This window comes from Brenneria sp. hezel4-2-4, from assembly GCF_013155275.1.
In the GTDB taxonomy this organism is placed as follows: Bacteria; Pseudomonadota; Gammaproteobacteria; order Enterobacterales; family Enterobacteriaceae; genus Brenneria.
The window spans coordinates 620,316-646,570 of the sequence record NZ_JABJXS010000003.1 but is presented as its reverse complement, the minus strand read 5'-3'; the positions used below and the strand labels follow the sequence as shown (position 1 = coordinate 646,570).

Below are 26,255 nucleotides of genomic sequence, written 5' to 3'. Positions count from 1 at the left end.
AGTCGCCCCATTCCAGACTGGCTTTGGAGCCGATCACGCGAATGCTCTGACTATCCATGGAGCCGGCGTTCACTGCCGATGCCCACATCCTGCCCACGGCGCCGCCGTGGTAGTGCATCAGAACCATCGCATTGTCTTCCAGCGGCGCTCGCGAGGGGATGAAGCTTTGGCGATCGCACAGCAGCTCCTTGATATGCAAGTCCGGCATCACCAACTGAGAGATGTAATAGGTATGAGTGGAAATATCGCCCAACACAAAGCTCGGCCCGGAGATCTTGGGGTCAACACGCCATTTCGCCGCATCGTTGCCCTTCTCCGCCGCCGCGTCGGAACTGAAGCCGTGCGTATATTGCAACTCCACCATTCTCACTTCGCCAATTTCGCCTTTGGCGATCATGGCGCGCATCTGCATCAGCAAAGGATGACCGGAAAAGCCGTAGGTAACGCCGACAATCAGCCCTTTCTCTTCAGCCAGCGCCTTAATTTCTCTAGCCTCTGCGGTGGTGAAAAACAGCGGTTTTTCGCAAATGACATGAATACCGGCATTCAACGCCGCGCGAGTGATTTCATAGTGCGTGCCGTTAGGCGTGGCAATGCTCACCACTTCCACGCCATCCTCGCGCTTCGCTTCCTCTTCCAGCAGTTGGCGGTAATTGTCATAACAGCGCTCCGCCGCTATACCCAGATTGACGCCGAAATCCCGTCCCCGCTCGGCGTCAATATCAAATGCGCTGGCGACCAGTTGATAAGCGGTGTTATCCCGCAGGGCGCCGCTGCGATGTTTGTAGCCAACCTGACTTAGCCGGCCGCCGCCAATCATTGCCCAGCGTAACGGACGAGGTATTTTTCTTTCACCATTAATCATTTTCAGGCTCCTTAGAGGCTTTTGCACCCGGGTGCAAAAAATTTAGACAACAGACCGTGACAGAGTTATGAAGTAAAGTTGATTGATAACCACGCCTGCACTTTTGATAGAAGGCGGGATTGAAGTCAATCGTCAGGATGCAAAATTGACGTAGCTGATCACAAAATTTCAACAAAATGCACCCGATTGCAATCCGCCGCCGTCATACCGTGAAGAGATTAAATATTTTCGGAAATCAGCTCTGAAAAAACCGCAGACGTGGAAGGATCAATAAGAATAATTTAATGGGAAAAGCGTGACGCCAGTAATGATATAAGGCTGATGGCCGCCTCTCGGCAAAGCAGTAAGGGTATCGAAATTTCAAGTGCAGGTTGAGATTAACTCACTGAAACACCAGACACTTTCTTTGATTTAAGCAAGCTTGTTTTTTACAAAAACATAACAACTCCCGCCAGCCGGAAAATTCGTTGCCAGACAATGTAAATCAAAAAATATTAAATATTATTAACCATACTCAAAGAAAGGTTTCTGAGCATCCGAACGCTTTATATTCGTCTGCCTATGGCCGTTAAACATTGCCTTCCCATCCCCGCTTCATGCCAGCGGAAGCAGGCGATTTTGCACAACGTCTTTCATCACCAGAGTGGAGGTGAGGCGCCTGACCCCGGGCAGAGTGGACAACTTATCGTCATAGCATTGCTGGAAAGCGGGCAAATCCCGGGTAATAACATGGAGGATATAGTCAGGATCGCCAAAAAGCCGCTGGCCCTGAATAACCTGCGGGATCTCCACGATAGCCGATTCGAAAGCGTCTACGGCGTGGCGATCGCCTTCTTTCAGGGTAACAAAAACAATGGCGGAAAAATTAAGCCCAAGGTTGCAGGGTTCGAGCTGAGCACGATATCCCCTGATAACGCCGGACTGCTCCAGCGCGCGCACCCGACGGTGACAGGGAGAGAGACTGAGTCCGACCCGCCCGGCGAGTTCAGTGACAGACAGACGCCCGTCCGACTGGAGTTCAGCAAGAATTCTTCGATCTATCTTATCCATATGGAAGATATTTCCTTTTATTACGCGAATAGCGCAAATAATTGGCAGCACATTCTAACAAGCTAAGGATATTCTTTCCATGCATTGAACAGCAGCGGACTCAGCCAAATCCGGGACGAAATGGCGTGAGTCCGGCCAGAACAGCAATCAAGGAGAAAAAATGACAATACCGGTGAATCAACCGTTCGCCAAGCCGGCCCGCGAGAGTGTGAAACCGTCATGACGTTCAGTATCATTGCGGCATTCTGGGCAGTATCCATTCTGTTTATCATTACCCCCGGAGTGGACTGGGCCTACATGATTTCGGCCGGCATGCGCGGGCGCGTCGTGGTGCCTGCGGTGACCGGGCTGTTATTCGGTCATCTGACGGCCACCCTGATCGTCGCCGCCGGCGTGGGGGCAATCGTCGCCGACAACCCCATCGCCCTCACTGTGCTCACTTTCACCGGATCGGCCTATTTACTCTGGCTTGGCGTCAATATGCTTATCCATCCCCCTGTTCCCGGCGCGGGCCATATACAGGACTCCGGTTCATGGACGCGCTGGGCCGTCAAAGGCGCGTGCGTCAGCGGCCTGAACCCCAAAGTTTTCCTGCTATTCCTGGCTTTGTTGCCACAGTTCACCGATCCCGCCGCCGCTTGGTCGGTTCCGGCACAGATCATCGCGCTGGGGTTGATTCATGTCTTCAGTTGTGGCGTAGTCTACCTGTTTGTCGGCTTGTGTTCGCAGACCGTGTTACAGACACGTCCGCAGGCGGCACGGAGCGTCAGCAGGATTTCCGCTACTGCCATGATAATCATCGCCGTGCTCCTGATTGCCGAACAGGTTATCATCTAAGGAAAATCTCTTATATTTTTGAGGAAAACACGATGAGTGAACAATCTTCCCCGTATGGAAACGGCTCACCCTCCGGCATTACCGGGTCACGTGTACGTATCCCACACCTTCAGCAGATGAAGGCCCGGGGACAGAAATGGGCGATGCTCACCGCTTATGACATGTACACGGCGGCAATTTTTGAAAGCGCGGGGATCCCGGTGCTGTTGATCGGCGATTCCGCTTCCAACAATGTCTACGGAAATGACAGCTCGCTGCCGATAACGGTAGACGAGCTTATCCCGTTGGTGCGCGCCGTGAGCCGCTCTACCCGTAGGCCGCTGGTGATTGCCGACCTTCCTTTCGGCTCCTATCAGGCATCCCCGGAGCAGTGTTTTCACACCGCGGTGCGTTTCATGAAGGAAGGCGGCGCCCACGCCGTCAAACTCGAAGGCGGCATAGAAATGCTGCCGCAGGTCGAAAAACTTGCCCATTCCGGTATCCCCGTCATGGCGCATATCGGCTTTACCCCACAGGCGGAGCATCAACTTGGCGGCTACCGTATTCAGGGGAAAGGCGAAGATGCCCAGCGTCTTATCGATGCCGCCCGGGCCTTTGAAGCCGCCGGCGCTTTCGGCTTGCTCATCGAGATGGTGCCCGGCGACGTCGCCGCGGAGATCACCGCCGCCGTATCCATCCCCACCGTGGGTATCGGCGCAGGCAATCAATGCGACGCTCAGGTGCTGGTCTGGCAAGACATGGCCGGTCTGCGAACCGGACGCCTGCCGCGCTTCGTTAAGCAATATGCCGACATGAACACCTTGCTCCATAAGGCGGCGCAAGAATATGCCGCCGATGTTGAAGCAGGAACCTTTCCCGGTCCCGAGCATACGTTCTAATCCGGGTATGGCGCTCACCCCGGATCAACCGGGGTGTAATAACCTGATAACCATGGCGTTATCGCCCTCCGCCCAGGCAGGACACCCGCAAAATGCGGGTGTCCGACCGAGAATCGTTAAATCAGTCCGGCCTGATAAGCCAGACGCTGCAAGTTGTTATAACCCAACGTGGCATAAGTCAGCGGATGCGCCACGGCGGGATCCTGCTCGGCTTCCACCACCAGCCATCCCTGATAATTGTGCGCTTTCAGGATGCTGAAAACCGACGGATAATCGACACAGCCGTCGTCCGGCACGGTAAATACGCCGCTGAGTACCGCATCCAGAAAGCTGGTTTTACGGCTTTTGACTTCCCGCAGCACCTCGGCGCGAATGTCTTTGCAGTGGACGTGATTAATGCGTCCTATCCAGCGTTCGGCAACCGCCGCCGGATCGGCGCCGGCAAAGGTCAGATGCCCGGTATCCAGCAGCAAACCGACTTCCGGCCCGGTATGCTCCATCAGGTTGTCTACGTCCTGCGCACTTTCAATTACCGTTCCCATATGGTGATGATAGGCAATCCGAACGCCCTGACGTTGCGTATAACGGGCAAACTCAGTGAGCTTCTCGCCGTATTCCCGCCAGCGTTCGGCAGGAAATTGCGGACGCAGATGCACGGGCTTTTGCCGGTCGCCATGCACGGCGCCGGTGACCTCGGCAAATACCATCACGTCGGCGCCCAGATCGCGCAGCAGGGTGAGATGATCCTGTACCGCGTCGATCTCCTCTTCCACCGAACGCGTGAGCAACTGTCCGGAATACCATCCCGATACCAGACGAAGATCGTGCGCTTGCAAAATCGGCCCTAACACGGCGGACTGACGGGGAAATTTATTTCCCAACTCAAAACCGGCGAATCCCGCCTGTTTACCTTCTTTCAGGCAGGTTTCCAACGATGTTTCGGCGCCAAGCGATGGCAGATCGTCATTCGTCCAGGTGAGCGGATTAATACCAAGTTGAACGGCCATACTCGTTTCCCTTAATCATATTTTTAACCGAGCGAACCCGCGCTCAGCACGCATAATGAAGTTCTGAAGCCAAAATAAATAAAACATTTATTTCAATTACAGAGAAAGTAGGAATGATATTTTTGCGTACCGGTTAACATTTTCATGACAAATACCGCTATTTTTGCAATCACAATCACATGTCGAATGCACGGCAAGATGGCGTAATACGGGAAACCGCCACAAAAAACTTCCGGGAGAAGTTTTTGACGTCGCGACAGCGACGGCTGTAAGGAGACGGGCAGAGCTGGCACGCTTATGTTATAAACCCCGACGCCCCTGACCACAGGGACGCCGGGCGCGCGCTATTCCGCGCGCTGGCTGTTGCCTATCTGCCAGATGAAGGTGGGCGGCGTGCCGTTGACTTCCCAGGCGCCGATATTTCGGATCTTATAAATAACCGGATTGTGCGAGGCCAGCGTGCGCGCGTTGCGCCAATGACGATCCAATGCCTTGCTCACCCGGGTATCCGATGCGCCCAGCGCATCAAACAGCGCGGTGGCCGCACGGGGAACCAGTTCGACGGCAATGGCCTGGGCCTTTGCCGCATCGACTTCGGCCGCGATATTCGCCTCCAGTTCCGCAGCGTCGTCACCGGAGAAATGCGCTTCATAGGCGCGCTGTAGCGATACGGTCGCGTCGAGCACCGTGGCTTCGACGGCATAGGACCAGGCGGCAATCTGCCCGACCACCTGTTGCACCTGTACGTCGTCTTTCACCCGATCGCCGTTCCCGTGGCTGTAGATTCGCGTGCGCTGCCGCACGCCCTGCGACGCATCCCGGGTGACGGCCCTGCCGATACCCGCCAGCGCCGCCAGCAGCACATGCTGGTAAAACGCCGTCTGGTAGCGAAAGCGATCGGCAAAATCATAAACATGTTGCGCCTCGACGTACGCCTGATAAAAGCGGGTGGTGCCGCTGCCGGTTAGCCGCTGACCGAAACCATCCCAGTCGTCATCGCGCTGCACCCCCTCCTGCCGGGTGCTGACGATGGCGATCGCCGCACCGCCGTTGTCGGCGCGTTCGGCATAGACGTCAATCCAGTCGGCGAACAGCGCACCGGTACTGTAGAACTTCTCTCCGTTCAACAGCCAGCCGTCCTTCGTCGCAGTCACTTTGGTGTTGACCTTGCCCAGCGTAACCGCGCCGATTTCAGTCCAGCCGCTGCCCACCATCTCTCCAGCGACAAAACGCTGAAACCAGCGCTCGCGCTCGGGGCTATCCGGCGCGTTCAGCCGATCTTCGACGAAGGCCAGATGCGCGCGCCACGCCTGGGGCAGATTGGGATCGGCTTCCGCCAGTTCAATCAGCAGTTGGAATAACTGCGGCAGCGACGCCCCATGCCCGCCTTTCTCCTTCGGAAGCCGCACCGTGCCAAACCCCGACTCTTTCAGCCAGCGGATCGGTTCATAGGGAAGCTGGCGAGTGCGCTCCCGCTCCAGGGCGCCGGCGGCAATGTCGGCAAAAATCGGGCGAAACCGCGCGGCCAGCCGCGCGTAGTCGGTTCCTGTTGCAATCAAAGGGGTTGCGCTCATGCTTCACTCCTTACGTCGTTGTCGTCATCAATATCCTGTTTCGTCGGCTCATGGCGCACCGCCAACAGGAAAATAATCGGCAGAATGGCGCTGATGGAGACCAGCCAGAACATGTCGGTGCCGAATCGCGCCTGTAGAATAGGCAACACAAACAGCGCCAGCGCACTGCCTACCCCCGACAGCGAACGGCTGAAGCCCACGCCGGTCGCGCGAATGGAAGTCGGATAAGAGAGCGCCGGATAAATCATCAGTTGCGCCCCCGGGCCAAAACCTTCCGCAAACAGCCACAGCCCCAGCATGGCGATGGCAATGACGACGCCGAGGGTCGCCTGTGGCTGACCGATCAACGCCAGCGCAATCAGCGCGATAAACTGGAGGGCGAATCCGGCAATCGCCACGTGGCGCGACGGGTATTTCCACGCCAGACGCATGCCGAGCAGACCGCCGGTAAAGGCAAACAGCGCGTTTAGCCCCAACGAGGCGGAGATGGTTTCAAATACCCCGGCGCCCAGAAACTGCGCCAGAATGGAGGGCAGGAAGAACGCGATGGCGGTATATTCAAAAGAAATACACACATTCATCACCCCGGCCACGATGGTGCGCTCGCGATAGGGTTTCTGGAACAATACGCGGAAACTGGGCTGCGGCGGCCTGGGCCTCTCGACCTCGGGTCGCTCCTGCGGCGCTTCGTGCGCCTGAATACCGTACGAATCACGCAGGATACGCACCGCATTTTTCAAATCGCCCTGATTGGCGGCCCACAGCGGGGATTCATTCATGAATTTCCGCCGCACCGCAATAATCAACAGCGCGGGTACGGCGCCGAACAACAGCGACGCGCGCCACAGCCAATCCATATGCTCCGCCGGCAGCAGGAAGTAGAGGCCGAAGATAATCAGAAAACACATCGATGAGGCGGCGTACCACATCGGGCACCATGCGGCAAGACGGGAGGCTTTGTTGCCTTTGCCGCTAAATTTGGAAAACTCCGCCAGATAGGCCATCGCCACCGGCAGATCGATACCGACCCCGATGCCCATCAGGAAACGCGCGCCGATCAATACCCAGACATTCGGCGCCAGTCCCGCGGCGATCGCCGACACCACGAAGAACAGCATGTCCGCCATAAAAACCGAGTAACGCCCGTACTTATCGGTTAACCAGCCGCCGATCAAATTACCGATAATGGTGCCGATCATGATCGATGAGGTCACCAATCCGGTAACCACCGGCGTCAATGAAAACTCCCTGACCACGTCGTCAATACCGTATGAAAGCGTGGTCAGATCGTAGGCGTCCAGAAATATCCCGCCCAATGCCAAAAAGACGATCATTCGCGCATAGCTGTTATTATCGGTGCGGGTATTGATTAACCGCGCCACATCACCGGCCGAACGAACGGGCGCCGATAATGATGAGTTAAACTCATCATCGATATTTAATGTACTCATTATTCCCTCTTGATATACGTTATTTTATGCAGGTGACTCGCTATTTATAAGGTCAATTGAAATATCTAATCTCAAGTTGATTAATACGCAGTTCTGGCGTATTCGGCATTCATTAACGCCGGATATATTTATTCCCTGGATTAGGGAAATACTTTTCCGCTGGAACCTATTTCCTTTATTTAAATAACCCATTCCTATTTTTATTATGGAGGGAATAGTTTTCGATCGGATGCTAAGAAAATAAACGCCCGCGGTTCCGGTAGCGTAATACGCCCGCCATAAGCCCCGGTATGGCGTTTATCCTGATGGAAAAGAGAAATCATGGCAGTTGCTCTCCCACGCGTTCGCCCTCGGTCGCGCGCGTCGGCGCCCCCCGCCGATAACCGGCGCCCGGATGCGGCGCAGCCAGACGCGGCCCTTGTCCGAACAATTTTTCACGCAGGGTGCCTGGCGCGTAGTCGCGTTTGAACACGCCCCGGCGCTGCAACTCCGGGATCAGCAGGTCGACCACATCGGTAAAGGTTTCATGGGTGACCGCATACGCCAGATTGAAACCGTCAACGTCGGTTTCCTCCACCCATGATTGCAACTCGTCGGCCACCGTCGCCGCGCTGCCGACCAGCAGCGGCCCAAAACCGCCGATCCCCACCCAGTCGGCCAGTCCCTGCACCGTCCACTGCCGGTCGGGATCGGCGGTGGAGAAGGTTTCGACCGCCGATTGAATGGCGTTGGTATGCAGGTGCTTTAACACCTGATCCGGCCGGTATTGGCCGAAATCAATCCCGGTCCAGCCGGAAAGCAGCGCCAGCGCCCCTTCATAACTCACCCAGGACTTATATTCCCGCCATTTGTCCTGCGCATCTTTATCGGTTTCCCCGACGATAACGGTCTGTAGGTTGAAAATTTTAATCGCATACGGATCCCGACCGGCTTCGGCGGCGCGGCGGCGAATATCCGCCACCGTTTTCTTGAGCAACACGGTGGACGGCGACGCGACAAACACGCACTCCGCATGTTGCGCCGCGAACTGTTTGCCCCGGCTGGAAGCGCCGGCCTGATACAGCACCGGCGTGCGCTGCGGCGAAGGCTCGCACAAGTGAATACCGGGTACCTGAAAAAAATGGCCCTGATGGTTTATCGGATGAATTTTGCTCGGATCGCTGAAAATACGCCGCTGACGATCGCGTAGAACCGCGCCCTCTTCCCAACTGCCTTCCAGCAGTTTGTACACCACCTCCAGATACTCGTCGGCATAGTCGTAACGCGCATCGTGGTCGGTCTGAGTCTGCTGACCGATATTGCGGGCGCCGCTTTCCAGATAAGAGGTGACGATATTCCAGCCGACCCGCCCTTTGGTGAGGTGATCAAGCGTGGAAAGTCGGCGGGCAAACGGATACGGATGCTCAAAAGACAGCGAGGCGGTCAACCCAAAACCCAGATGCTCGGTGACCAACGCCATCGGGGTAATCAGCGCCAGCGGATCATTGACCGGTACTTGCGCCGCCTGCCGGATCGCCGCGTCGCCATTGCCGTTCAAGACATCGTAAATGCCCAGAACGTCGGCAATGAACAGGCCGTCAAACTTGCCCCGCTCCAGCAAACGGGCCAGATCGGTCCAGTATTCCAGATCCTTGTATTGCCATGCGCGGTCGCGAGGGTGCGCCCACAAGCCGGGCGACTGATGACCGACGCAGTTCATATCAAAGGCGTTAAGCCGAATTTCACGTTGTGATGACATAATTTTCTCCACGGTGTACCCCAAACGGCGCGCCGGCCGGGTATTGTTAGCGGTTGACTCGGGCAGATGGATTCAGGATGAGGCGGGACATCGTTGCGCGGCGGCGGACGCGGCGGCAGCCAGTAGCCGCTGAGCGATGGCCTCGGCATGGTCGGCCACCTGCGGGAAACCGATCAACTCGCCAAAGCGCCCTCGCGCCGCGGGGCCGGCGACCAGCAAATGCGGATTCGCCCGCCCATGCTGGTTAATCGCCTGACTGTCCTCATTCACCAGCAACCCCAAACCGAGCGGATCGGCGCGCAGTTCGCCGCGTCGCGCCAGCGCCCGAAACAGCGGATTGCTGTCCAGCAGCGTTCCGTGAGCCGGGCCGGTGGTGACGATCAACTTATCGGCATACAGCATTTCCAGCGGCCCGCCGCGGGGCCGCAGCGTCAGGGCGATGACATTGTCGCTGTCGGCCGCCGCCTGTTGCAGGCGGGCGGCCAGCACGCGCAGCCCGCCGGCAGCCTGTTGTTGCGCCAATAACGCGCTGACCTGCGGCGCGATACGGTAGCGGTGCGCATCCCAGTAGGCGCGCAGGTGGCGTAAAAAACGCCGCTGCTCGACGAGCGGCCACTGTTGCCACAACTGCTGTCCGTGGGTGCGGATTTCATCCAGCACCTTCTGCCAGGGAAGCCGCTGCGCCGCGGCCCGGCGGATATCCTGCCGGATGCGCCGCAGCCAGCCGCGCGGGGTATTCGGCAGCGTCGGCGCTGCCGCCGGCGTCCAGTCGGGGAAGTCCTCGGTGATATTGGGCCGGGACAGCAGACCGTGACGGGAAAACGCCACGATGGAACCGCGGTGGCCGCGCGAGTGCAACGACGCCGCCATATCCGCCATGGTTAGCCCGGTGCCGATAATCGCCACCCGATCCGTCGCCGCGACGCCATCCAGCGCCCCGTTGCGCCAGGGATCGGCGATCAGGCCGGGGTGGTTCGCCAATTTCTGCGCCAGCGGGCGCGGCAGCGACGGCCGTGGATGACTGATGGCCAGCACGACTTCGTCGGCCTTAAGGCGCACGCCCTTTTCCGTGACGACGACGCCGTTGCGCCAATCAACGGCGCGGTCTTGCAGATGGCGCAGATTACCTGCTCTGCCGCTTGCCGCCTGGACGAATTTTTCCGCCATATAGCGGCCGAACGCGTTGCGCCGCGGATAGATCTTACCGTCATGCCAGCGCGCTTCGGGGTCGTCGCGCAACCCGCCGACGGCCTCGAACCAGTGTTCAAAACTGTCCTGTTCCGCAGGCGACAACGCCATTTTTTCCGCCGGCACATTAATACGGTGCGCCGCGTCGATGGTGGAATAGGCCACGCCCTGCCCCACCTGCGCGCGCGGCTCCACCACGGTTATCTCCAGCTCCGGCCGCGCGGCGCGGGCCAGATGGATCGCCACCGCCGCGCCGCTAAAGCCGCCGCCGATAATCACTACCTGCCGTTTAGACATACTCTGCTCCGTGACGCCGACGTACTCAGCTCGCGCTGACCTGTTTAACCGGCCGTTTATCTCCGCCGATGGTTTCGCCAAACGGCCCGGTATTCACCTGACGCGCCTGGCGTTCCGCCGCTTCCGATACCGGCAACAGCGGCATCACCAGTTCGGCGAAGCGATGGGCTTCTTCAAGGTGCGGATAGCCGGAAAAAATAAAGTTCTCAATCCCCAGCGCCTGATACTCGCGGATGCGCTCGGCAACCTGTTGCGGATCCCCCACCAGCGCGGTTCCGGCGCCGCCGCGCACCAGCCCTACGCCGGCCCACAGATTGGGGCCGATGCGCAAACTGTCGCGCGAGCCGCCGTGCAGGGCGCTCATACGCCGCTGCCCGGTGGAATCCATGCGCGCAAAGATTTTCTGAGCGCTGGCGATGGTGTCTTCATCAAGATGGGCGATCAGGCGATCGGCCGCCGCCCAGGCCTCGTCCTCGGTTTCCCGGACGATCACATGTAAACGAATGCCGTAACTCAGCGTCCGCCCTGCTTCCTGCGCCCGCCGGCGCACCAGCGCCAGTTTCTCCGCCACCTGCTCAAGCGGTTCTCCCCAGGTCAGGTAGCTGTCGATCTGGCTGGCCGCCACATCAATCGCTTCGGGCGAGGAGCCGCCGAAATAGAGCGGCGGACCGTTTTTCTGTACCGGCGGGAACAGCACTTCCGCCCCTTCGACATGGAGATGTTTTCCCTTGAAGTCGACCTTCTCTCCTTTGAGCAAACGTGAATAGACGGTGAGAAACTCTTGCGTCACCTCGTAGCGTTCGGCGTGGCTGAGAAAGATGCCGTCCCCGCGGTTTTCTACCGGATCGCCGCCGGTCACCACGTTGATCAACAGGCGACCTTCGGATAAGCGATCCAGCGTAGCGGCCATGCGCGCCGCCAGCGTCGGCGGTTGCAACCCCGGACGCACCGCCACCAGATAACGCAGACGACGCGTGATCGGCGCCAGCGCCGAGGCAATCAGCCATGAATCCTCGCAGCTTTTACCCGTCGGGATCAGTACGCCGTAGTAACCGAGATTGTCTGCGGCCAGCGCCACCTGTTGCAGATACTGAAGATCCACCGCACGGCCCCCTTCAGCGGTGCCGAGATAACGGCCGTCGCCGTGGGTGGGTAAAAACCAAAAAACGTTGATATTTTGTTTCACCGGTTGGCTCATTATGCATTTCCCATATAACGATATGTCTTATTTATAGATAGAAAATCACACTTTCGTTATAACGATGCGAGCACAATGCATGCCAAAATAAACACTGGATAAAAACAATAAAAATCAATTATTTATAAATTAAAGCCGCTTTAATTCCTGCTGCAAATGCAACAGCTGGCCAATAGCGTCTGCTGCATTTGCAGCTTCTCCCATCTCGCCCCCTCTCGCCCTTTAACAATCACTCAGATAGGATTTTCACACCGCTGTAACCACGGAGCTACTTATGCATAACCGACGCCCCTTCGCCTCAGATAAACCGGTATTGATCGATCCCGCCTCCATTGCTTTTCAGACTGTACTGGATCAACTGGCGCCCACCGACGCCACGGTGTTGATTGTCGGCGAAACCGGCACCGGTAAAGAAGTGGTTGCACGCTATCTGCATCACCATAGCCCGCGGCGTCAGCAACCCTTTCTGGCCGTCAACTGCGGCGCGCTGACGGAGAATCTGGCCGAAGCGGAACTGTTCGGCCATCAGAAAGGCGCTTTCACCGGTGCGACCGAAACCCACCAGGGGTGGTTTGAAGCGGCCGAGGGAGGAACCTTGTTGCTCGACGAGATCGGCGAACTAAGCCTGTCGCTACAGGTTAAACTGCTGCGGGTGTTGCAGGAGCGGGAGATCACCCGGGTCGGCTCGCGTAAGCCAATCAAGGTTAACGTGCGCGTCATTGCCGCCACCCACGTGGATCTGGCGCACGCCATCCGTGAAAAACGCTTTCGTGAAGATCTCTACTATCGTCTCAATGTCGCGGCCGTCGCCCTGCCGCCGCTGCGGCAACGCCAGGAAGATATTCCACTGCTGGCGGAACATTTCCTGTCGCTGTACGCCCGTCGTCTGGGGCGGCCACAGTTGCAGTTGACGCCGGAAGCCCACCAGATGCTGATGGATTACCCGTGGCCGGGAAATATTCGTGAGCTGGAAAATACGTTGCATAACGCCGTGCTGCTAAGCAAAGATCCGGTGATCCATCCTCAGCAACTGCGGCTCGGCGCATTAACCGAAACGCCGTTCGCCCAGAATTCGGAGACGCTGGATCGCATTATCCGCCAGCATTTGCAGAACGATAGCGATCGGATATACCAGCGCGTTACCCAGTCGCTGGTGCGCAATGCGTTTGAAATCTGCCATCGCAACCAGATACAGACCGCGGCCATGCTGGGGATCAGCCGCAATAGCCTGCGTACCCAGTTGGCGCACCTGGGCCTGATAAAGCCGCGACAGAGCGCCGCGACGGCCATACGCTGGCATAAAGATTGTCCCGTCCCGCGTCACGACCGGGAATTGCGTATCGGCTATCAGAAGTTCGGTAATCTGGGGGTGCTGAAGGCGCGGCAAAGTCTGGAATCGCTCTTCGCCGGACAAGGCGTCAGCGTATCATGGAGCGAATTCCCGGCAGGTCCCCAACTGCTGCATGCGCTGCACAGCGACGAAATCGATTTCGGCACCACGGGAGAAGTTCCGCCGATTTTCGCCCAGGCCCAGGGCTGTCCGTTAGTGTATGTGGCCTACGAACCACCGGCGCCGCAGAGCGTGGCGTTGCTGGTGTTGCACGACAGTCCGATCGCCGGCGTCGCCGAACTGCGGGGCAAGCGTATCGCCGTGAACAAAGGTTCCAATGTACATTACCTGCTGCTTCAGCTACTTGATGAACACGGACTGAGCTTGCAGGATGTGCGCATTGTCTATGCGCCGCCGAAATACCCGCTGGCCCCCAGTGATTATCAGGCGGTGGACGCCTGGCTCTTGTGGGATCCGCTGCTTAGCGATGCCGAACGTAACGGCGATCTGCGGGTGCTTGCCGACGGCCGCCAGCGGGTGCAAAACCAGCAGTTCTATCTGGCTCGGCGCCGGTTTGCGGAACAGTCGGAGGATATCTTGCGGCAGTTGTTCGGCGCGCTACAGAAAACCGGCAATTTCATCGACCATCAGCGCGCCGAAGCCACGGCGCTGCTGTCGGCTGAGTTGGGCTTGCCCTGCGCAACGCTGGAACTTGCCCTTTCCCGCCGCCGCAACACCCCCGCCGCGATGAATAGCCATGTTATTCGCGAGCAGCAAATTATCGCCGACCGTTTCTTCGCCCTGGGATTGCTGCCTCGCGCCATTAATATCAGGGACGCCATTTGGCAAACCCATAAGCAGGCACAGCCCGTCATGACCTAAGGCTGAAAATAACCACAGGCGCAATAACCGTTGCCGGAGGCGACGACGGATTGCTATTGCCGATTTTTAGCTATCCACAGCCATAAAACGTATTTCTTCCGTTGTCGTTCAGGTAATAGATTAGTTATCCAACTGTAAATCATTTGCAACGAGTAACAAGAGGCAATCCGCCCGCGCATTAATAGGCACATCGTTAAGTGATTTTTATATTAAGCAGGATGACATCTTTAGGAGAGACAATGAACGTTATTACCCTTGCCGGCAGTCCGCGTTTTCCATCCCGATCCACCGCGCTTCTCACCTATGCCCAACATTGGCTGGAAAAAAAAGGGATTAACGTTATTCCCTGGAATTTATTTAATTTTGATCCGCAAGATCTGTTATACGCCAAATTCGACAGTCCCGGCCTGAAGGTTTTTGTCGATCAGTTGACCGAGGCCGACGGGGTGATCATCAGTACTCCGGTCTATAAAGCCTCCTTTACCGGCGCGCTGAAAACCCTGCTCGATGTTTTGCCGGAGCGCGCATTTGAAAATAAAGTGATTCTACCGGTGGCGAGCGGCGGATCTTCCAACCATATGCTGGCATTGGATTATGCGCTTAAACCGGTACTTAATGCGCTGAAGGCCCAGGAAATCCTGCACGGCGTTTTCGCGCAGGACAGCCAGATAACCCACTACGATCACCGTCCGGAATTAAGTCCCTCCCTTGAATCACGCCTGACAGACGCGCTCAACGACTTTTCGCGCGCGCTGGAACGACAGAATTATTTTAACGCCTTTTCCCGGCAACGAATCAGGCCCGGCGAACAACAACCGTCGGCAATGAGTCGGTAGCCGACCGCAAATTGTTCCTCCGCTGCAAGAAAACCGTTAAAGCCCTGTGACACGGGAGAGGGAAAATATGACTCAAAGACAGCTACCCGCCTGATACGCCATAACGTGTACCGCATCGCGCCTTTGCCTGGCGGATAATATCGTTCGCCAGTTGGGGCGGCAGTCGCTGCTCCGCCGGAAAATAGTCCCGGCCCAGCAGCCGGTATTTGTCGCGGCCTAAACGGTGGTAGGGCAGAATTTCATAGCTGACCTGCGCCAGCGGAAGAATGAAGTCGATAATCGGTTTAATGTCGTCCCAGGTGGCGTTAAACCCCGGAATCAGCGGTGTGCGGACATGAATGGGCAAGCCGGGGAACGCACGGCGTAAACGCAATAAATTGGTCAGAATGCGGCGATTGCCCCGTTGGGTAAACCGGCGGTGCCGTATGTCGCTCAGGCTTTTAACATCAAAGTAAACGGCATCGGCGTAGCCGGCGACCTCGCGCAGAACCGGCCAGTTGCCGTCGCCGCAGGTTTCCAGCAGCGTATTGATATTTCTTCTCTTTGCTTCCTGCAATAGCGCCAGCGCGAACGCCCCTTGCATCAAGGGTTCGCCACCGCTCAACGTCAACCCGCCGCCGGAGCGCCGATAAAAAATCGCGTCGGACTCCACGATATCCAGCACCTGCCCCACCGTCATCCGTTCGCCAAAATGATGCAAAGCCCGCGTCGGGCAACTGGCGATGCATTGCAGACAGTGAGCGCAGCGGCGGCGGTCAATACTTATCTCTCCCGACGGCGCATAACCCAGCGCCGCCGTCTGACATTGGGGGGCGCACAGCCCACAGATCGCGCCGCCCAGACATTTGCGGACATCAACGGCGATTTCCGGCTTGCCCATCTGGGATTCGGGGTTACTGCACCACGCGCAGCGCAGCGGGCAACCTTTCAAAAACACTACCGTGCGGATCCCCTCCCCGTCATGCAGAGAGTAACGCTGAGTATTAAATACCCAGCCCGTAGGCTGTTCGGCGCGAAACGACATGGCAGGTTTACCGTAACCGGAAGCTGTAACTAACCGTCAGCAGCGGAACATCCGTCAATGACGACATCCGTCTAAAACATTTCATGCCCGGTGCGGGCGATCAGGTCATCCTGTAAATCCGGCGACAAATCGGTGAAATAGGCGCTGTAACCGGCGATACGCACAATCAGCCCGCGGTAACGTTCGGGATCGGCCTTGGCCGCCAGCAACGTTTCGCGGTTAATGACGTTAAACTGCACGTGCCACAATTTCAGATCGCACCAGGCTCGGATCAAATCGCACAGTTTGCGCGTTCCCATCTCCCCCGCGACAATCGACGGCGTGAATTTAATATTCAGCAATCGCGCCGCCCGTTCGCGGAACTGGTAGTTCTTGGTCTGATAATTCGACAGCAGCACCGCCGTCGGCCCTTTGCTATCGCATCCCTGAGAGGCCGATGAGCCATCCGACAGCGGCATCCAGGCCTTACGGCCGTTTGGCGTGGCATGCACCACTTTGCCGAACGGCACGTGGGAAGTGAAAGGCACCAGCCGAAGGTCCAGATGCACGCCCAGCGTTCGCGAATATTTACGGGTGAATTCCAGGCACACTTTATCCAACGCTTTGCCGATATCATCGGCATAGGGATCGTTGTTGCCGTATTTAGGCGCGTTCATCAGCAGGGCGCGCAGCACCTGATGATGTTCAAAATCGTTTTCCAACGCCGCCAGCAACTGAGACATTGAAACGCGCCGCTCTTCGTAGACCAGTTTTTTAATCGCCGCCAGCGAATCAATCACCGTGCCGTAGCCCATAAATTCGAAGTAGCCTAAATCAATCCCGCCGTCGATCGTCGGCTGATGAATATCTTTGCAGGCCGCCATGGCTAAGTCATGCAAGGCCGAGCCTAGCGGCCAGGCAAAATGCTTAGCCCGTAAATCGATGATGATCTTTTGCTGGATAAAGGCGTGGCGCAGAAAATTAATATGCTGCCGGATATAGGCCTGCCAAAAATCCTCCCATGTGGCGAAATTCAGCGGGTCGCCGGTTTCCAGACCGAGCCGTTCTGAACCGTAGCGTTTCATCCGCCCGTTATAGAGCGTCATTTCCAGCGCCGCCGGGAAATTGATATAGGCGCAGGGGCTGGTATAAGTATCGCGGTTCGGCATCCGGCATTCGGCGCAGCCGGAAACCGCATAGTCATAGGCCTGAGAAAATTCGGCCCCCTTGGATAGCAGCAAGGGAACGACTTCCTCATCATTAATCAATTTAGGAAAGCCGGTGCCCTCTTTAATCGTCTCCGCGATATCGTGAAGAAAACGCGCCGGCGTACGATTGTGAATACGGGCGGCCAGATCGGGATAATGCAAAGGAAACTCGCGTTTGGAGCGTAAAAACAGGTGCGACAACGCGTTGGTGGCATCCATACCGTCCGGCGTCTGCCCGCCGATGGTCACCGCCTCCCAGTGCGCATAGCCTTCGTTAAACGCGCCCCCGGTCGGTGAGATATATAAGTCGACGAACTGCGCCATGGATACCCACACGCAGGACAACCACTCCAGCGCCTGCTCGTCATTCAATACGCCCTGCTCGATATCCCGCTGATAATAAGGGAAAAGATACTGGTCCATCCGGCCATTGGAAATAATGGTGCCGGTTTTCTGTTCCAGGCGGGAAAAGAGCTGGGTAAACCACTGCGCCTGAAGGGCATCGCGAAAGTCCCGCGCCGGGTGTTCCGGCACCCGCTCGCAGCGCTCGGCAATCTCCAGCAGCTCCTGCCGCCGCCGGAGATTATTTTCTTTCTGCGCCAATTCTCCGGCAAGCCGCGCATGACGCTTCGCCCACAGCACGATCGCATCGGCGGCGATGATAATCGCCTGTAAGAACGGCGCTTTTTCCACGCTATCAAGCGGATTAAACGGATCCAACTGCGCCAGCCGCTGCTCGGCGTCCTGACGGATACCTTTAAACCCCCGCTGCAATACCTTTTCATAGTCATGCACCCATTGAATGGATGAGCGGAAAGAGGAGGTTTCATTGACGATAAAGCGGGAAGTCTGCTGGTCTTGGGGATCATAGGTCAGGCGCAACGTCTCTTCCGGCAATGCCTGAGACAGGCTCTCATGATAGGTTTTACCTTGCCAGTATGGGGAAATCTCCTCACGGATAACCGCGCTGTCCTGCTCATCAATGGTAAACGGCGACGCCATCCGGGAAGGAAGCTGACTGATGGCGGCATCAAGAAAATCGCCATCCAGCTCGGGATAAAGAATGCCATAACGCCCCGGCTTACCGGCCCGGCCGACGATCAACTGTTCATCATCAATATAAACCGTGATGTTCTGCGCAATGTGATACATCGCCTTCGCCCAGCGCAGGATCAATAATTGTCCTTCCGTGGCGCGCATCGACGCGGTGAAATAGCGGGCGCGCTCCACGTCAATGCCGGGTTTCCCCCGCTGGATTTCGGTCAATATCTTATCTGTCCTGCGCTGTTGTCTGGCCTGTGGAGCCGCGCTGGATTGTAAAAGACGCGATTCCTGCGGACTCAGTACCGGTGCTTCCTGACTCATTACCCGTTCTCCGCTTTACGCGCGTTAGCCGGCCACGCGCTTATTCGTTAACCTGTTGGCGGTCGATCTCCGCGCTTTCCCCGGAATGCGCCTCACGCCGGTTAAAAATATGTTCCAGCACTTCCTGCTCCAGCGCCGCCAGACGAGGCAAACCCCGCTGCCTCGGCCGCGGTCGAGGCAGATCGATAGTCAAATCCAGACCGATGGTTCCCTGTTCGATCAGAATCACCCGATCGGCAATACCAACCGCCTCGCTGACATCGTGCGTCACCAGCAATACGGTAAAACCCAGATCCAGCCATAAACGCTCGATAAGCTGTTGCATTTCAATGCGGGTCAGCGCATCCAATGCGCCAAGCGGCTCATCAAGCAGCAGCAGGCGCGGACGGTGGATCAGCGCCCGGGCTAACGCCACGCGCTGCTTTTGCCCGCCGGATAACGCCGCCGGCCAGTCGTTTTCCCGCCCGGCAAGCCCTACCGCGTCCAGCGCTTCCCGCGCTTCGGCTTTCCAGTCCCCCGTCAGGCCGATGCCCACATTTTCAATCACTTTCTTCCAGGGAAGCAGCCTGGCATCCTGAAACATCAGCCGAATATCCTGACGAAATTGATGCAGCGGCTGATTTCCCGACAGTAGTTGCCCGCCGTTGGGCTTTTCCAGCCCGGCGAACAAACGCAGCAAGGTGCTTTTGCCGCAGCCGCTGCGTCCGACCACCGCGACAAACTGCCCGGCGGGGATCTGCAAATCCAGGCTATGCAATACCGAACGCTGATTAAAATGCTTATCAAGCCGCTGCGTGGCGAGCGAAATGCCCTGATTGACGGAATAGATACGGGCGCTCATGCCTCAACCTCCGGTTGATTGATAGGAAGGATGCCAACGCAGCCAGCTTCGCTCCAACAGGCGGGCGGCGATATCCGCCAATTTGCCAAGCACGGCATACAGGATAATGGCCATCACCACGACATCGGTTTGCAGAAATTCACGGGCATTCATCGCCAGATAACCGATCCCGGCGCTGGCGGAAATGGTTTCCGCCACAATCAGCGTCAGCCACATCAGGCCAAGCGCAAAACGCACGCCGACCAAAATGGAAGACAACGCGCCGGGAAGAATAACCTGACGAAACAGCGCAAAGCCGGACAGCCCGTAATTACGCGCCATTTCCACCAGCCCGGCATCGACCTGGCGCACCCCGTGGTAAGTATTCAGATAGATAGGAAAGAAGGTGCCCAGCGCCACCAGGAAAATCTTGGCCGATTCATCAATCCCGAACCACAGAATAACCAGCGGGATCAGCGCCAGATGCGGAACGTTGCGCACCATCTGCACCGTACTGTCGATCAGCAGCGCGCCGAAGCGCGATAGCCCGGTAATCAATCCCAGCAACAAACCGATGCTTCCGCCGATGCCGAAGCCCACCGCCGCCCGCCAACTGCTGATCGCCAGGTGTTGCCATAATTCGCCGCTATAGGCCAGCGTCCAACCCGCCTTAAGCACCGCGCCCGGCGCCGGCAGTATGCGGGTGGACAACCAGCCGGCCGTCACCGCCCCTTGCCAGGCGATAATCAATAACGTCGGTATCAGCCAGGGGATCAGCCGCGTCAGCGTCTGTTTAACTATGATATTCATCGAATTCTTCTCCTGATAAAACGCGTTGACGGAGTAGTAAGTGATGGATTACTGAGGCTGAGCCCACACCGCCTGCTTGATATCCAGCTTTTGCGGAATCAGCTTCAGGTCGGTGAAGGTATCGGCGATACGCTGCTGGCCGGCTATCACCTCCGGCGAAATAAACTGCGCGTCATAGCCCTGCCGCTCGACGGCAACCAGGGCGATATCCTCAGGCAACCCCAGCAGCGGCGCGACCTGACGGGTAACCGCCTGCGGGTCCTGCGTGGCTTTCTTGCCGATGAGGCGGATTTCTTCGATCAGCGCGCTGATGACCTGCGGGTGTTTAGCGGCGAAGTCGCGGGTCGCCAGATAAAACTGATAATTATCGACGATACCGCGGCCGTCCCGCAGCACGCGGGCATGGATCTGTTTTTCCGCGGCGGCGCTAAAAGGATCCCAGATAACCCAGGCATCGACGCTGCCATTTTCAAATGCCGCGCGGGCATCCGCCGGCGGTAAATACACCGGGGTAATGTCGCTGTATTTCAGTCCGGCTTCGTATAACGCCCGCACCAATAAATAGTGAACGTTAGAACCTTTATTTAACGCCACTTTCTTTCCTTTTAATTCCGCCACCGAACGCAGCACGGAATTTTCAGGCACCAGAATAGCTTCCGCCGCTGGAGAAGCCGGTTCGTTGGCGACATAAACCAGACTGGCCCCGGCCGCTTGGGCGAATACCGGCGGCGTTTCCCCGGTAAAGCCAAAATCGATGGAACCGACATTTAATCCTTCGAGCAATTGCGGGCCGCCGGGAAACTCCGTCCACTTCACCTTGACCCCTTGCGAACGCAATCGTTTTTCCAGCGCACCTTCGCCCTTCAGCAACACCAGCGTGGTGGCGGATTTCTGATAGCCAATGCGTAAAACGTCTTCTGACCAAGCGGCGGCGGAAAATGCCATAGAAATAATGAAAAGAAGACCATAACGGAGGAAGCCGATCATAAATGCACCGTAGAATAGAGACAATAATTGTGCATCCTAGCCCTATCAACCGGCAGTATGAAACATCAGTTATTGATAAGGATATCGATTATTTATCTAACGGGTTATTTAAGGAGAAATATATTTTCCACCCATCCATTAATATACGTTTTCTATTAACGCGGTTGATGACAACGTTTGACGTTGCTGTTAATTACCCCCTCCCAGCCTCCCCCTTGTCAGTTGTCTCTTAGTCACAATGATTTCCCGATAACGATATATATAAGTTCAGCGCTATTCGTGCGCGAAAAGAAAGGCTTTTTCATGCCACGTCGTAGCACGCGCCCGACGCAGGGTGGTTCAAACGCCACCACCCTCCGGACCCGGGCTTGTGGCTGAAATCACGCCGCTGACGCGGTACCTTCGGCGGACGCCCCCTTTTCCGAACCGCCAGTGACGCGTTCCCGACGCGGCACTGGCTTGAGCAGCATCCATGCTGCTCATTCGCGGGGTCGTTCACCTCAGCGTAATTTCTTACGCCGTGGGGCGAACGGTTTAAGCACTGAATATATATTTAATATCAGTATGTTAAATATAAAATATTAACAAGGGACTTTTGTGGGGATTCCTCAGCACTCCCGGCTTCCCCTTGTCAGGGGGAGGAGCTAACATATTAAATTAAAATGCCGGGTTTCTCCCTGGGTGGGGGTATCAGCAACTTCGATTAAAAAGCTAAAATGTTAATACCAACGGTGATAAATATTTAAAAAATCGCACCATTACTTGCCATTTATTTTACTCCACGTCCGAGACGCATTTACTTTTCTTAAAATAGCATTAAGGCATATCCAATAGTGAAAAACCGGCAATAAAAAGACAACTATCGTCTTTGACAGTTTTTATTTTTTTATCAAGCATAGCTTTTGTTTTCTCTATTTTATGGGATGCCAACTATGCCGCTATTATTATATTGGGCTAATCGCCGACGATTAGTCGCCTTGCCGCTGTTTTTATTATTCATTTTCATATTATCGATATTCACGCTTCCCCCGGCTCAGGCTGAATCGACGCTGCGCATTGGCTACCAAAAATCGTCTACGCTGCTCACCATTCTGAAGTTGCAGGGCGCTCTGGAAAAAACGCTCAATGAACAAGGGGTAAAGGTTACCTGGCATGAGTTCTCCAGCGGATTGCCGTTACTGGAGGCGCTTAATTTGGGCAATGTGGATATTTCCGCCGACGTGGCGGATACCGTACCGGTGTTCGCACAGGCGGCCGGGGCAAAGCTGACCTACGTGGCGCTGGAAACCCCCTCCCCCGCGGCGCAGGCGATTCTGGTGCCGGATCATTCGCCGCTCAACAGCCTGGCGGAGTTGAAAGGCAAGCGCATTGCCGTCACCAAGGCGGCAGGCAGCCACTTCTTGCTGATCGCCGCGCTCGCCAAGGCCAATCTCTCTTTTAAAGATATTACGCCGGCCTACCTGACGCCGGCCGACGGCCGGGCGGCGTTGGAAAATGGCAACGTTGACGCCTGGGTAACCTGGGAACCCTTCGTCTCCAGCGCCATCGTTCAGCAAAAAGCCAGGGTGCTGGCCGATGGCGAAGGGCTGGCAAGCTATCAGCGCTATTATCTTGCCGCAACGAACTACGCCCGCCAACATCCTGAAATTCTGAATATTATTTTTCAACAACTGGAAAAAACCGGCCAGTGGGTGAAGGCGAATCCCGATCAGGCGGCGGCGTTGCTGGGGCCGCAGTGGGGCAATCTGGATAGCGATACGGTCAAGCTGGCTAACGCCAACCGCACCTATCAGGTACGGCCGGTCACGCCGCAAAGTTTGGGTGAACAACAACATATCGCCGATGCCTTTTTTAATGAAGGCCTGTTGCCCGAGCGTATCAACGCTCAGGAGGTCGCGATCTGGCATCCGACTACGGGGCAAAGCCAATGACGGCTGGCCGCGAGCGCAACCGGACGGCGCATCGCTCGACGGTAAGCAGGTTGGTTGAACAGGCTCGTCATGCTCAGCAAGGTATTGAACATTACCATCAACAACAAATCGATCGGGTGGTTGACGCGGCGGCCTGGGCGATTATTCACCCGGAGAATAACCGGGCGTTGGCGGCCCAGGCCGTTGCGGATACCGGCCTGGGCGACATCGAAGATAAAGTGGCGAAGAATTACCGCAAAACCATCGGCCTGCTGCGCGATCTTCAGGGGAAACGCACCGTTGGGGTCATTAATGAAATTCCCGCTAAAGGCATTATTGAAATCGCACGGCCGGTGGGGGTTGTCGCGGCAGTCACGCCGTCCACCAACCCGGTCGCCACGGTGATCAATAACATCATCAACGCGATCAAATGCCGCAACGCCATTATTCTTGCGCCCTCCCCCGCCGCGGCAAAGGTGTGCGCCCGCATGCTGGAGTATATCCATCACGAACTGGATTTCGTGCAGGCTCCGCGCGAACTGGTACAGATGCTGCCTATCGCGGCGGATCGCGCCCAAACGGAAACGTTACTGCAACAAGCCGATCTGGTCATCGCCACTGGTTCGCCAAAAAATATTGCCGCCGCGGCGCAGAGCGGCACGCCGGCCTTTGGCGTCAGCGCCGGCAATGTCGCCAGCATCATCAGTGAAACCGCGGATATTGAGGCCGCCGCCGCCCGCATCGCCGCATCCAAAACCTTTGACAACGCCACCAGCTGTTCCGCGGAAAATAGCCTGATTATTCCCGCTTCCCGTTATCGGCAAACCATTGCGGCATTGCTGGATCAGGGCGGCGTGTTATTAACGCCGGCGGAAAAACGGCAGCTACAGCAGGCGCTCTGGCCGGAGGGGAAGTTGGCCCGCCACAGTATTGCCCGCCCCGTCAGCCGGCTAGCGGAAATTGCCGGATTGACGCGACAAACGTGTCATGAGGCGCGTTTTCTACTGGTGGAAGAGCAAGGGATCGGCCCGGCGTTCCCTTTCTCCGGCGAAAAACTCTCTCCGGTATTGACTCTGTACCAGGTAAAAGATTTTCACCATGCCTGTGAGACGGTACAGGCGATCTACCGCTGGCAAGGCGCCGGACACTCGGTCGGCCTGCATACCCGCGACAACAACGAGGCCTTGCAGGCCGGGCTGCTGCTGCCCGCCAGCCGGGTTATCGTCAATCAGGCGCACTGTTTCGCCACCGGCGGCAATTTCAACAACGGCCTGCCTTTTACCCTGACGCTCGGCTGCGGCACCTGGGGCAAGAATCATTTCTCGGACAATCTCAACTACCGTCATTTTTTTAATCTGGTCCGGGTTTCGTCGCCGATCCCCGAAAGCGTACCGGCGCTGGAAGACGTTCTGGGCGGCTATTTGCACAGGCGCTATCCATGAGCACGCAACCCGCTACGCTACAGGACATTTTATTGCGGCAGGCGGCTAAGCGCCCGGACGCGCCGTTTATCGTCGCCGGCGAATCGCCTGACGCCCTGAGTTTCGCCCAGCTATTACAGAGCACCACCGCCACGGCGGCATGGCTGCACGAGCAAGGCTGCCGGCCGGGAGATAACATCGCCTTTCTGTCGGAAGGCGGTTTTCATACCGTCAGACTGGCGCTCTCTTTGATGCTGGCCGGCTATGTGGTGGCGCCGCTTAACCTGCTGGCGACCGACGATGCGCTGGCGCGAATTATTCCCCACAGCGACGCGCGGATCATTTTCACCACGCGCCAGCTCACTCCCCGCTTGCAGGGCATACTGCAACGGCTTCCCGCGCAGGAAAGGCCGTTGATGATCACCCGCGAGCGCTGGCCTGCCGCCGAACAACCGTTATCCAGGCATTCCATCCCGCTCTACCGGCCGGCGCCGGCGCAACCCGCGTTACTGATGTACACCTCCGGCACCACCGGAAACCCGAAGGGCGTGTTGCTCAGCCATGCCAACCTGTTCGCCGCCGCGGGTGAAATCAGCCGCTGGCACCGGCTTGGCCCGCAGGATCGTTTGCTGAGCACCCTGCCGGTTTACCATATTAACGGCTGGGTTATCGGCGTACTGGTTCCGCTCTTTTCAGGCGGCAGTCTGGTCGCCATGCGGCGTTTCTCCGTTTCCGCATGGTGGAAAACGGTCGAGAACCATCGCTGCACCTGGCTGAATCTGGTGCCCACCATGATTGCGTTCTTATTAAATGCCGATACCGGCGGCGCACGGCGCTATCCTCGGATAAGGTTTGCCCGTTCAGCCTCCGCGCCGTTACCTCAGACACACCATGAACAGTTTGAGCAACGTTTCGGCATCCCGGTGATTGAGGGCATGGGAATGACGGAGTCCAGTTCGCTGGTTTTCTGTAATCCTCACGCACAACGGGTATTCGGCAGCGTCGGGCTACCCTGCGGCGTCGAGGCGGCGGTCATCAATAAGCAAGGGGAACGGCTGGCGGATAACCGCGTGGGGGAAATTATTCTGCACGGCGCCGGCGTCATGAATGGCTACTACAACGATGCCGTTCAGACGGCCTCCGCCATCGATCGGGACGGATGGCTACACACCGGTGATTTAGGCTATCGCAATGATACCGGGTTCTATTTTGTTACCGGCAGGCTGAAGGAGCTGATTATAAAAGGCGGCGAGAATATCGCGCCGCGGGAAATCGACGATGCGCTGGTCAGCTACCCGACGATTATGGAGGCCGCCGCTTTCGCCATTGCCGACGCCGACTACGGACAGGACATCGCCGCCGCCATCGTCCTTAAGGCCGGTTGCCGGCTGGATGAAGAGGCGCTGCGCGAATGGTGCGGGGAAAAACTGGGGAAATACAAAACGCCGCGTTATTTTTATCTGGTGACCAGCCTGCCTCGCGGCGCTTCCGGTAAAATTCAGCGCCTTAAGCTGGGTGAACAACTGATGGTTAATTCGGCGAATACGCTTAACGCCCAAACCTAGCCAGGCAACGCGCCGCGAGTGAATATCAACGGGAT

At 57.0% G+C, this 26,255-nt stretch carries 20 protein-coding genes; 7 read left to right on the top strand and 13 right to left on the bottom strand.

Annotated elements, in window-relative coordinates; genetic code table 11:
* On the bottom strand, positions 1–865 hold an 865-nt coding region (locus tag HOY33_RS09740), incomplete at its 3' end, for a Gfo/Idh/MocA family protein (RefSeq protein WP_172290007.1).
* A gap of 594 nt (positions 866–1,459) precedes the next feature.
* Positions 1,460–1,915, bottom strand: coding sequence for an Lrp/AsnC family transcriptional regulator (locus tag HOY33_RS09735; protein ID WP_172290006.1), 456 nt, complete (start codon positions 1,913–1,915; stop codon positions 1,460–1,462).
* 219 nt (positions 1,916–2,134) lie between these two features.
* On the opposite strand from HOY33_RS09735, the gene HOY33_RS09730 reads away from it, so the two are divergent.
* Complete coding sequence (locus tag HOY33_RS09730) at positions 2,135–2,752, top strand: LysE family translocator (RefSeq protein ID WP_172290005.1); 618 nt, start codon at positions 2,135–2,137, stop codon at positions 2,750–2,752.
* A gap of 32 nt (positions 2,753–2,784) precedes the next feature.
* Positions 2,785–3,630 carry a 3-methyl-2-oxobutanoate hydroxymethyltransferase gene (gene panB, locus HOY33_RS09725; RefSeq protein ID WP_172290004.1) on the top strand — a complete coding sequence of 282 codons (846 nt, stop codon included), beginning with the start codon at positions 2,785–2,787 and terminating at the stop codon, positions 3,628–3,630.
* Between the two features lie 116 nt (positions 3,631–3,746).
* Here the strand turns inward: panB and iolE are convergent, their stop codons facing one another.
* From iolE to ssuD, 6 genes are all read right to left on the bottom strand, one after another.
* A complete protein-coding gene (iolE, locus tag HOY33_RS09720) occupies positions 3,747–4,637 on the bottom strand; it encodes a myo-inosose-2 dehydratase (protein WP_172290003.1) in 891 nt (296 codons plus the stop codon).
* A 344-nt stretch (positions 4,638–4,981) separates the two neighbouring features.
* Positions 4,982–6,211 carry an acyl-CoA dehydrogenase family protein gene (locus tag HOY33_RS09715; protein ID WP_172290002.1) on the bottom strand — a complete coding sequence of 410 codons (1,230 nt, stop codon included), beginning with the start codon at positions 6,209–6,211 and terminating at the stop codon, positions 4,982–4,984.
* On the bottom strand, positions 6,208–7,662 hold the full coding sequence (locus HOY33_RS09710) for an MFS transporter (RefSeq protein ID WP_172290001.1): 1,455 nt from the start codon (positions 7,660–7,662) through the stop codon (positions 6,208–6,210). The genes HOY33_RS09715 and HOY33_RS09710 overlap by 4 nt, the downstream gene beginning before the upstream one ends.
* A 319-nt stretch (positions 7,663–7,981) precedes the next feature.
* Positions 7,982–9,400: an LLM class flavin-dependent oxidoreductase gene (locus tag HOY33_RS09705; RefSeq protein WP_172290000.1), complete on the bottom strand. Its 1,419-nt coding sequence runs from the start codon at positions 9,398–9,400 to the stop codon at positions 7,982–7,984.
* 72 nt (positions 9,401–9,472) lie between these two features.
* Complete coding sequence (locus tag HOY33_RS09700) at positions 9,473–10,885, bottom strand: FAD/NAD(P)-binding protein (RefSeq protein WP_172289999.1); 1,413 nt, start codon at positions 10,883–10,885, stop codon at positions 9,473–9,475.
* Positions 10,886–10,910: 25 nt separating this feature from the next.
* Positions 10,911–12,083: an FMNH2-dependent alkanesulfonate monooxygenase gene (gene ssuD, locus HOY33_RS09695; RefSeq protein WP_172289998.1), complete on the bottom strand. Its 1,173-nt coding sequence runs from the start codon at positions 12,081–12,083 to the stop codon at positions 10,911–10,913.
* Between the two features lie 274 nt (positions 12,084–12,357).
* Between ssuD and HOY33_RS09690 the strand changes: the two genes are divergently transcribed.
* Both HOY33_RS09690 and ssuE read left to right on the top strand, forming a co-directional pair.
* Entirely contained in the window at positions 12,358–14,295 is a 1,938-nt protein-coding gene (locus HOY33_RS09690) for a sigma-54-dependent Fis family transcriptional regulator (protein WP_172289997.1), read from the top strand.
* Between the two features lie 239 nt (positions 14,296–14,534).
* Entirely contained in the window at positions 14,535–15,131 is a 597-nt protein-coding gene (gene ssuE / locus HOY33_RS09685) for an NADPH-dependent FMN reductase (protein ID WP_172289996.1), read from the top strand.
* A gap of 82 nt (positions 15,132–15,213) precedes the next feature.
* Here ssuE and HOY33_RS09680 read toward each other — a convergent pair whose 3' ends face one another.
* From HOY33_RS09680 to HOY33_RS09660, 5 genes are all read right to left on the bottom strand, one after another.
* On the bottom strand, positions 15,214–16,155 hold the full coding sequence (locus HOY33_RS09680) for a glycyl-radical enzyme activating protein (RefSeq protein ID WP_172289995.1): 942 nt from the start codon (positions 16,153–16,155) through the stop codon (positions 15,214–15,216).
* Between the two features lie 71 nt (positions 16,156–16,226).
* Positions 16,227–18,707, bottom strand: a complete 2,481-nt coding sequence (locus tag HOY33_RS09675; RefSeq protein WP_172289994.1) for a pyruvate formate lyase family protein — start codon at positions 18,705–18,707, stop codon at positions 16,227–16,229.
* Positions 18,708–18,747: 40 nt separating this feature from the next.
* Positions 18,748–19,548, bottom strand: coding sequence for an aliphatic sulfonates ABC transporter ATP-binding protein (ssuB, locus tag HOY33_RS09670; RefSeq protein WP_172289993.1), 801 nt, complete (start codon positions 19,546–19,548; stop codon positions 18,748–18,750).
* Positions 19,549–19,551: 3 nt separating this feature from the next.
* Positions 19,552–20,337, bottom strand: coding sequence for an aliphatic sulfonate ABC transporter permease SsuC (gene ssuC / locus HOY33_RS09665; protein WP_172289992.1), 786 nt, complete (start codon positions 20,335–20,337; stop codon positions 19,552–19,554).
* 48 nt (positions 20,338–20,385) lie between these two features.
* A complete protein-coding gene (locus HOY33_RS09660) occupies positions 20,386–21,324 on the bottom strand; it encodes a sulfonate ABC transporter substrate-binding protein (RefSeq protein ID WP_172289991.1) in 939 nt (312 codons plus the stop codon).
* Between the two features lie 932 nt (positions 21,325–22,256).
* Between HOY33_RS09660 and HOY33_RS09655 the strand changes: the two genes are divergently transcribed.
* Genes HOY33_RS09655 through HOY33_RS09645 form a run of 3 tightly spaced genes read left to right on the top strand, consistent with a single transcriptional unit; the run spans position 22,257 to position 26,220 of the window.
* On the top strand, positions 22,257–23,255 hold the full coding sequence (locus HOY33_RS09655; RefSeq protein ID WP_172289990.1) for an aliphatic sulfonate ABC transporter substrate-binding protein: 999 nt from the start codon (positions 22,257–22,259) through the stop codon (positions 23,253–23,255).
* Positions 23,252–24,676 (top strand): aldehyde dehydrogenase family protein, encoded by a 1,425-nt coding sequence (locus HOY33_RS09650; RefSeq protein ID WP_172289989.1) that lies wholly within the window; start codon positions 23,252–23,254, stop codon positions 24,674–24,676. The genes HOY33_RS09655 and HOY33_RS09650 overlap by 4 nt, the downstream gene beginning before the upstream one ends.
* Entirely contained in the window at positions 24,673–26,220 is a 1,548-nt protein-coding gene (locus tag HOY33_RS09645; protein ID WP_172289988.1) for a class I adenylate-forming enzyme family protein, read from the top strand. Before HOY33_RS09650 ends, HOY33_RS09645 begins: the two co-directional genes overlap by 4 nt.
* Positions 26,221–26,255 lie beyond the last annotated feature (35 nt).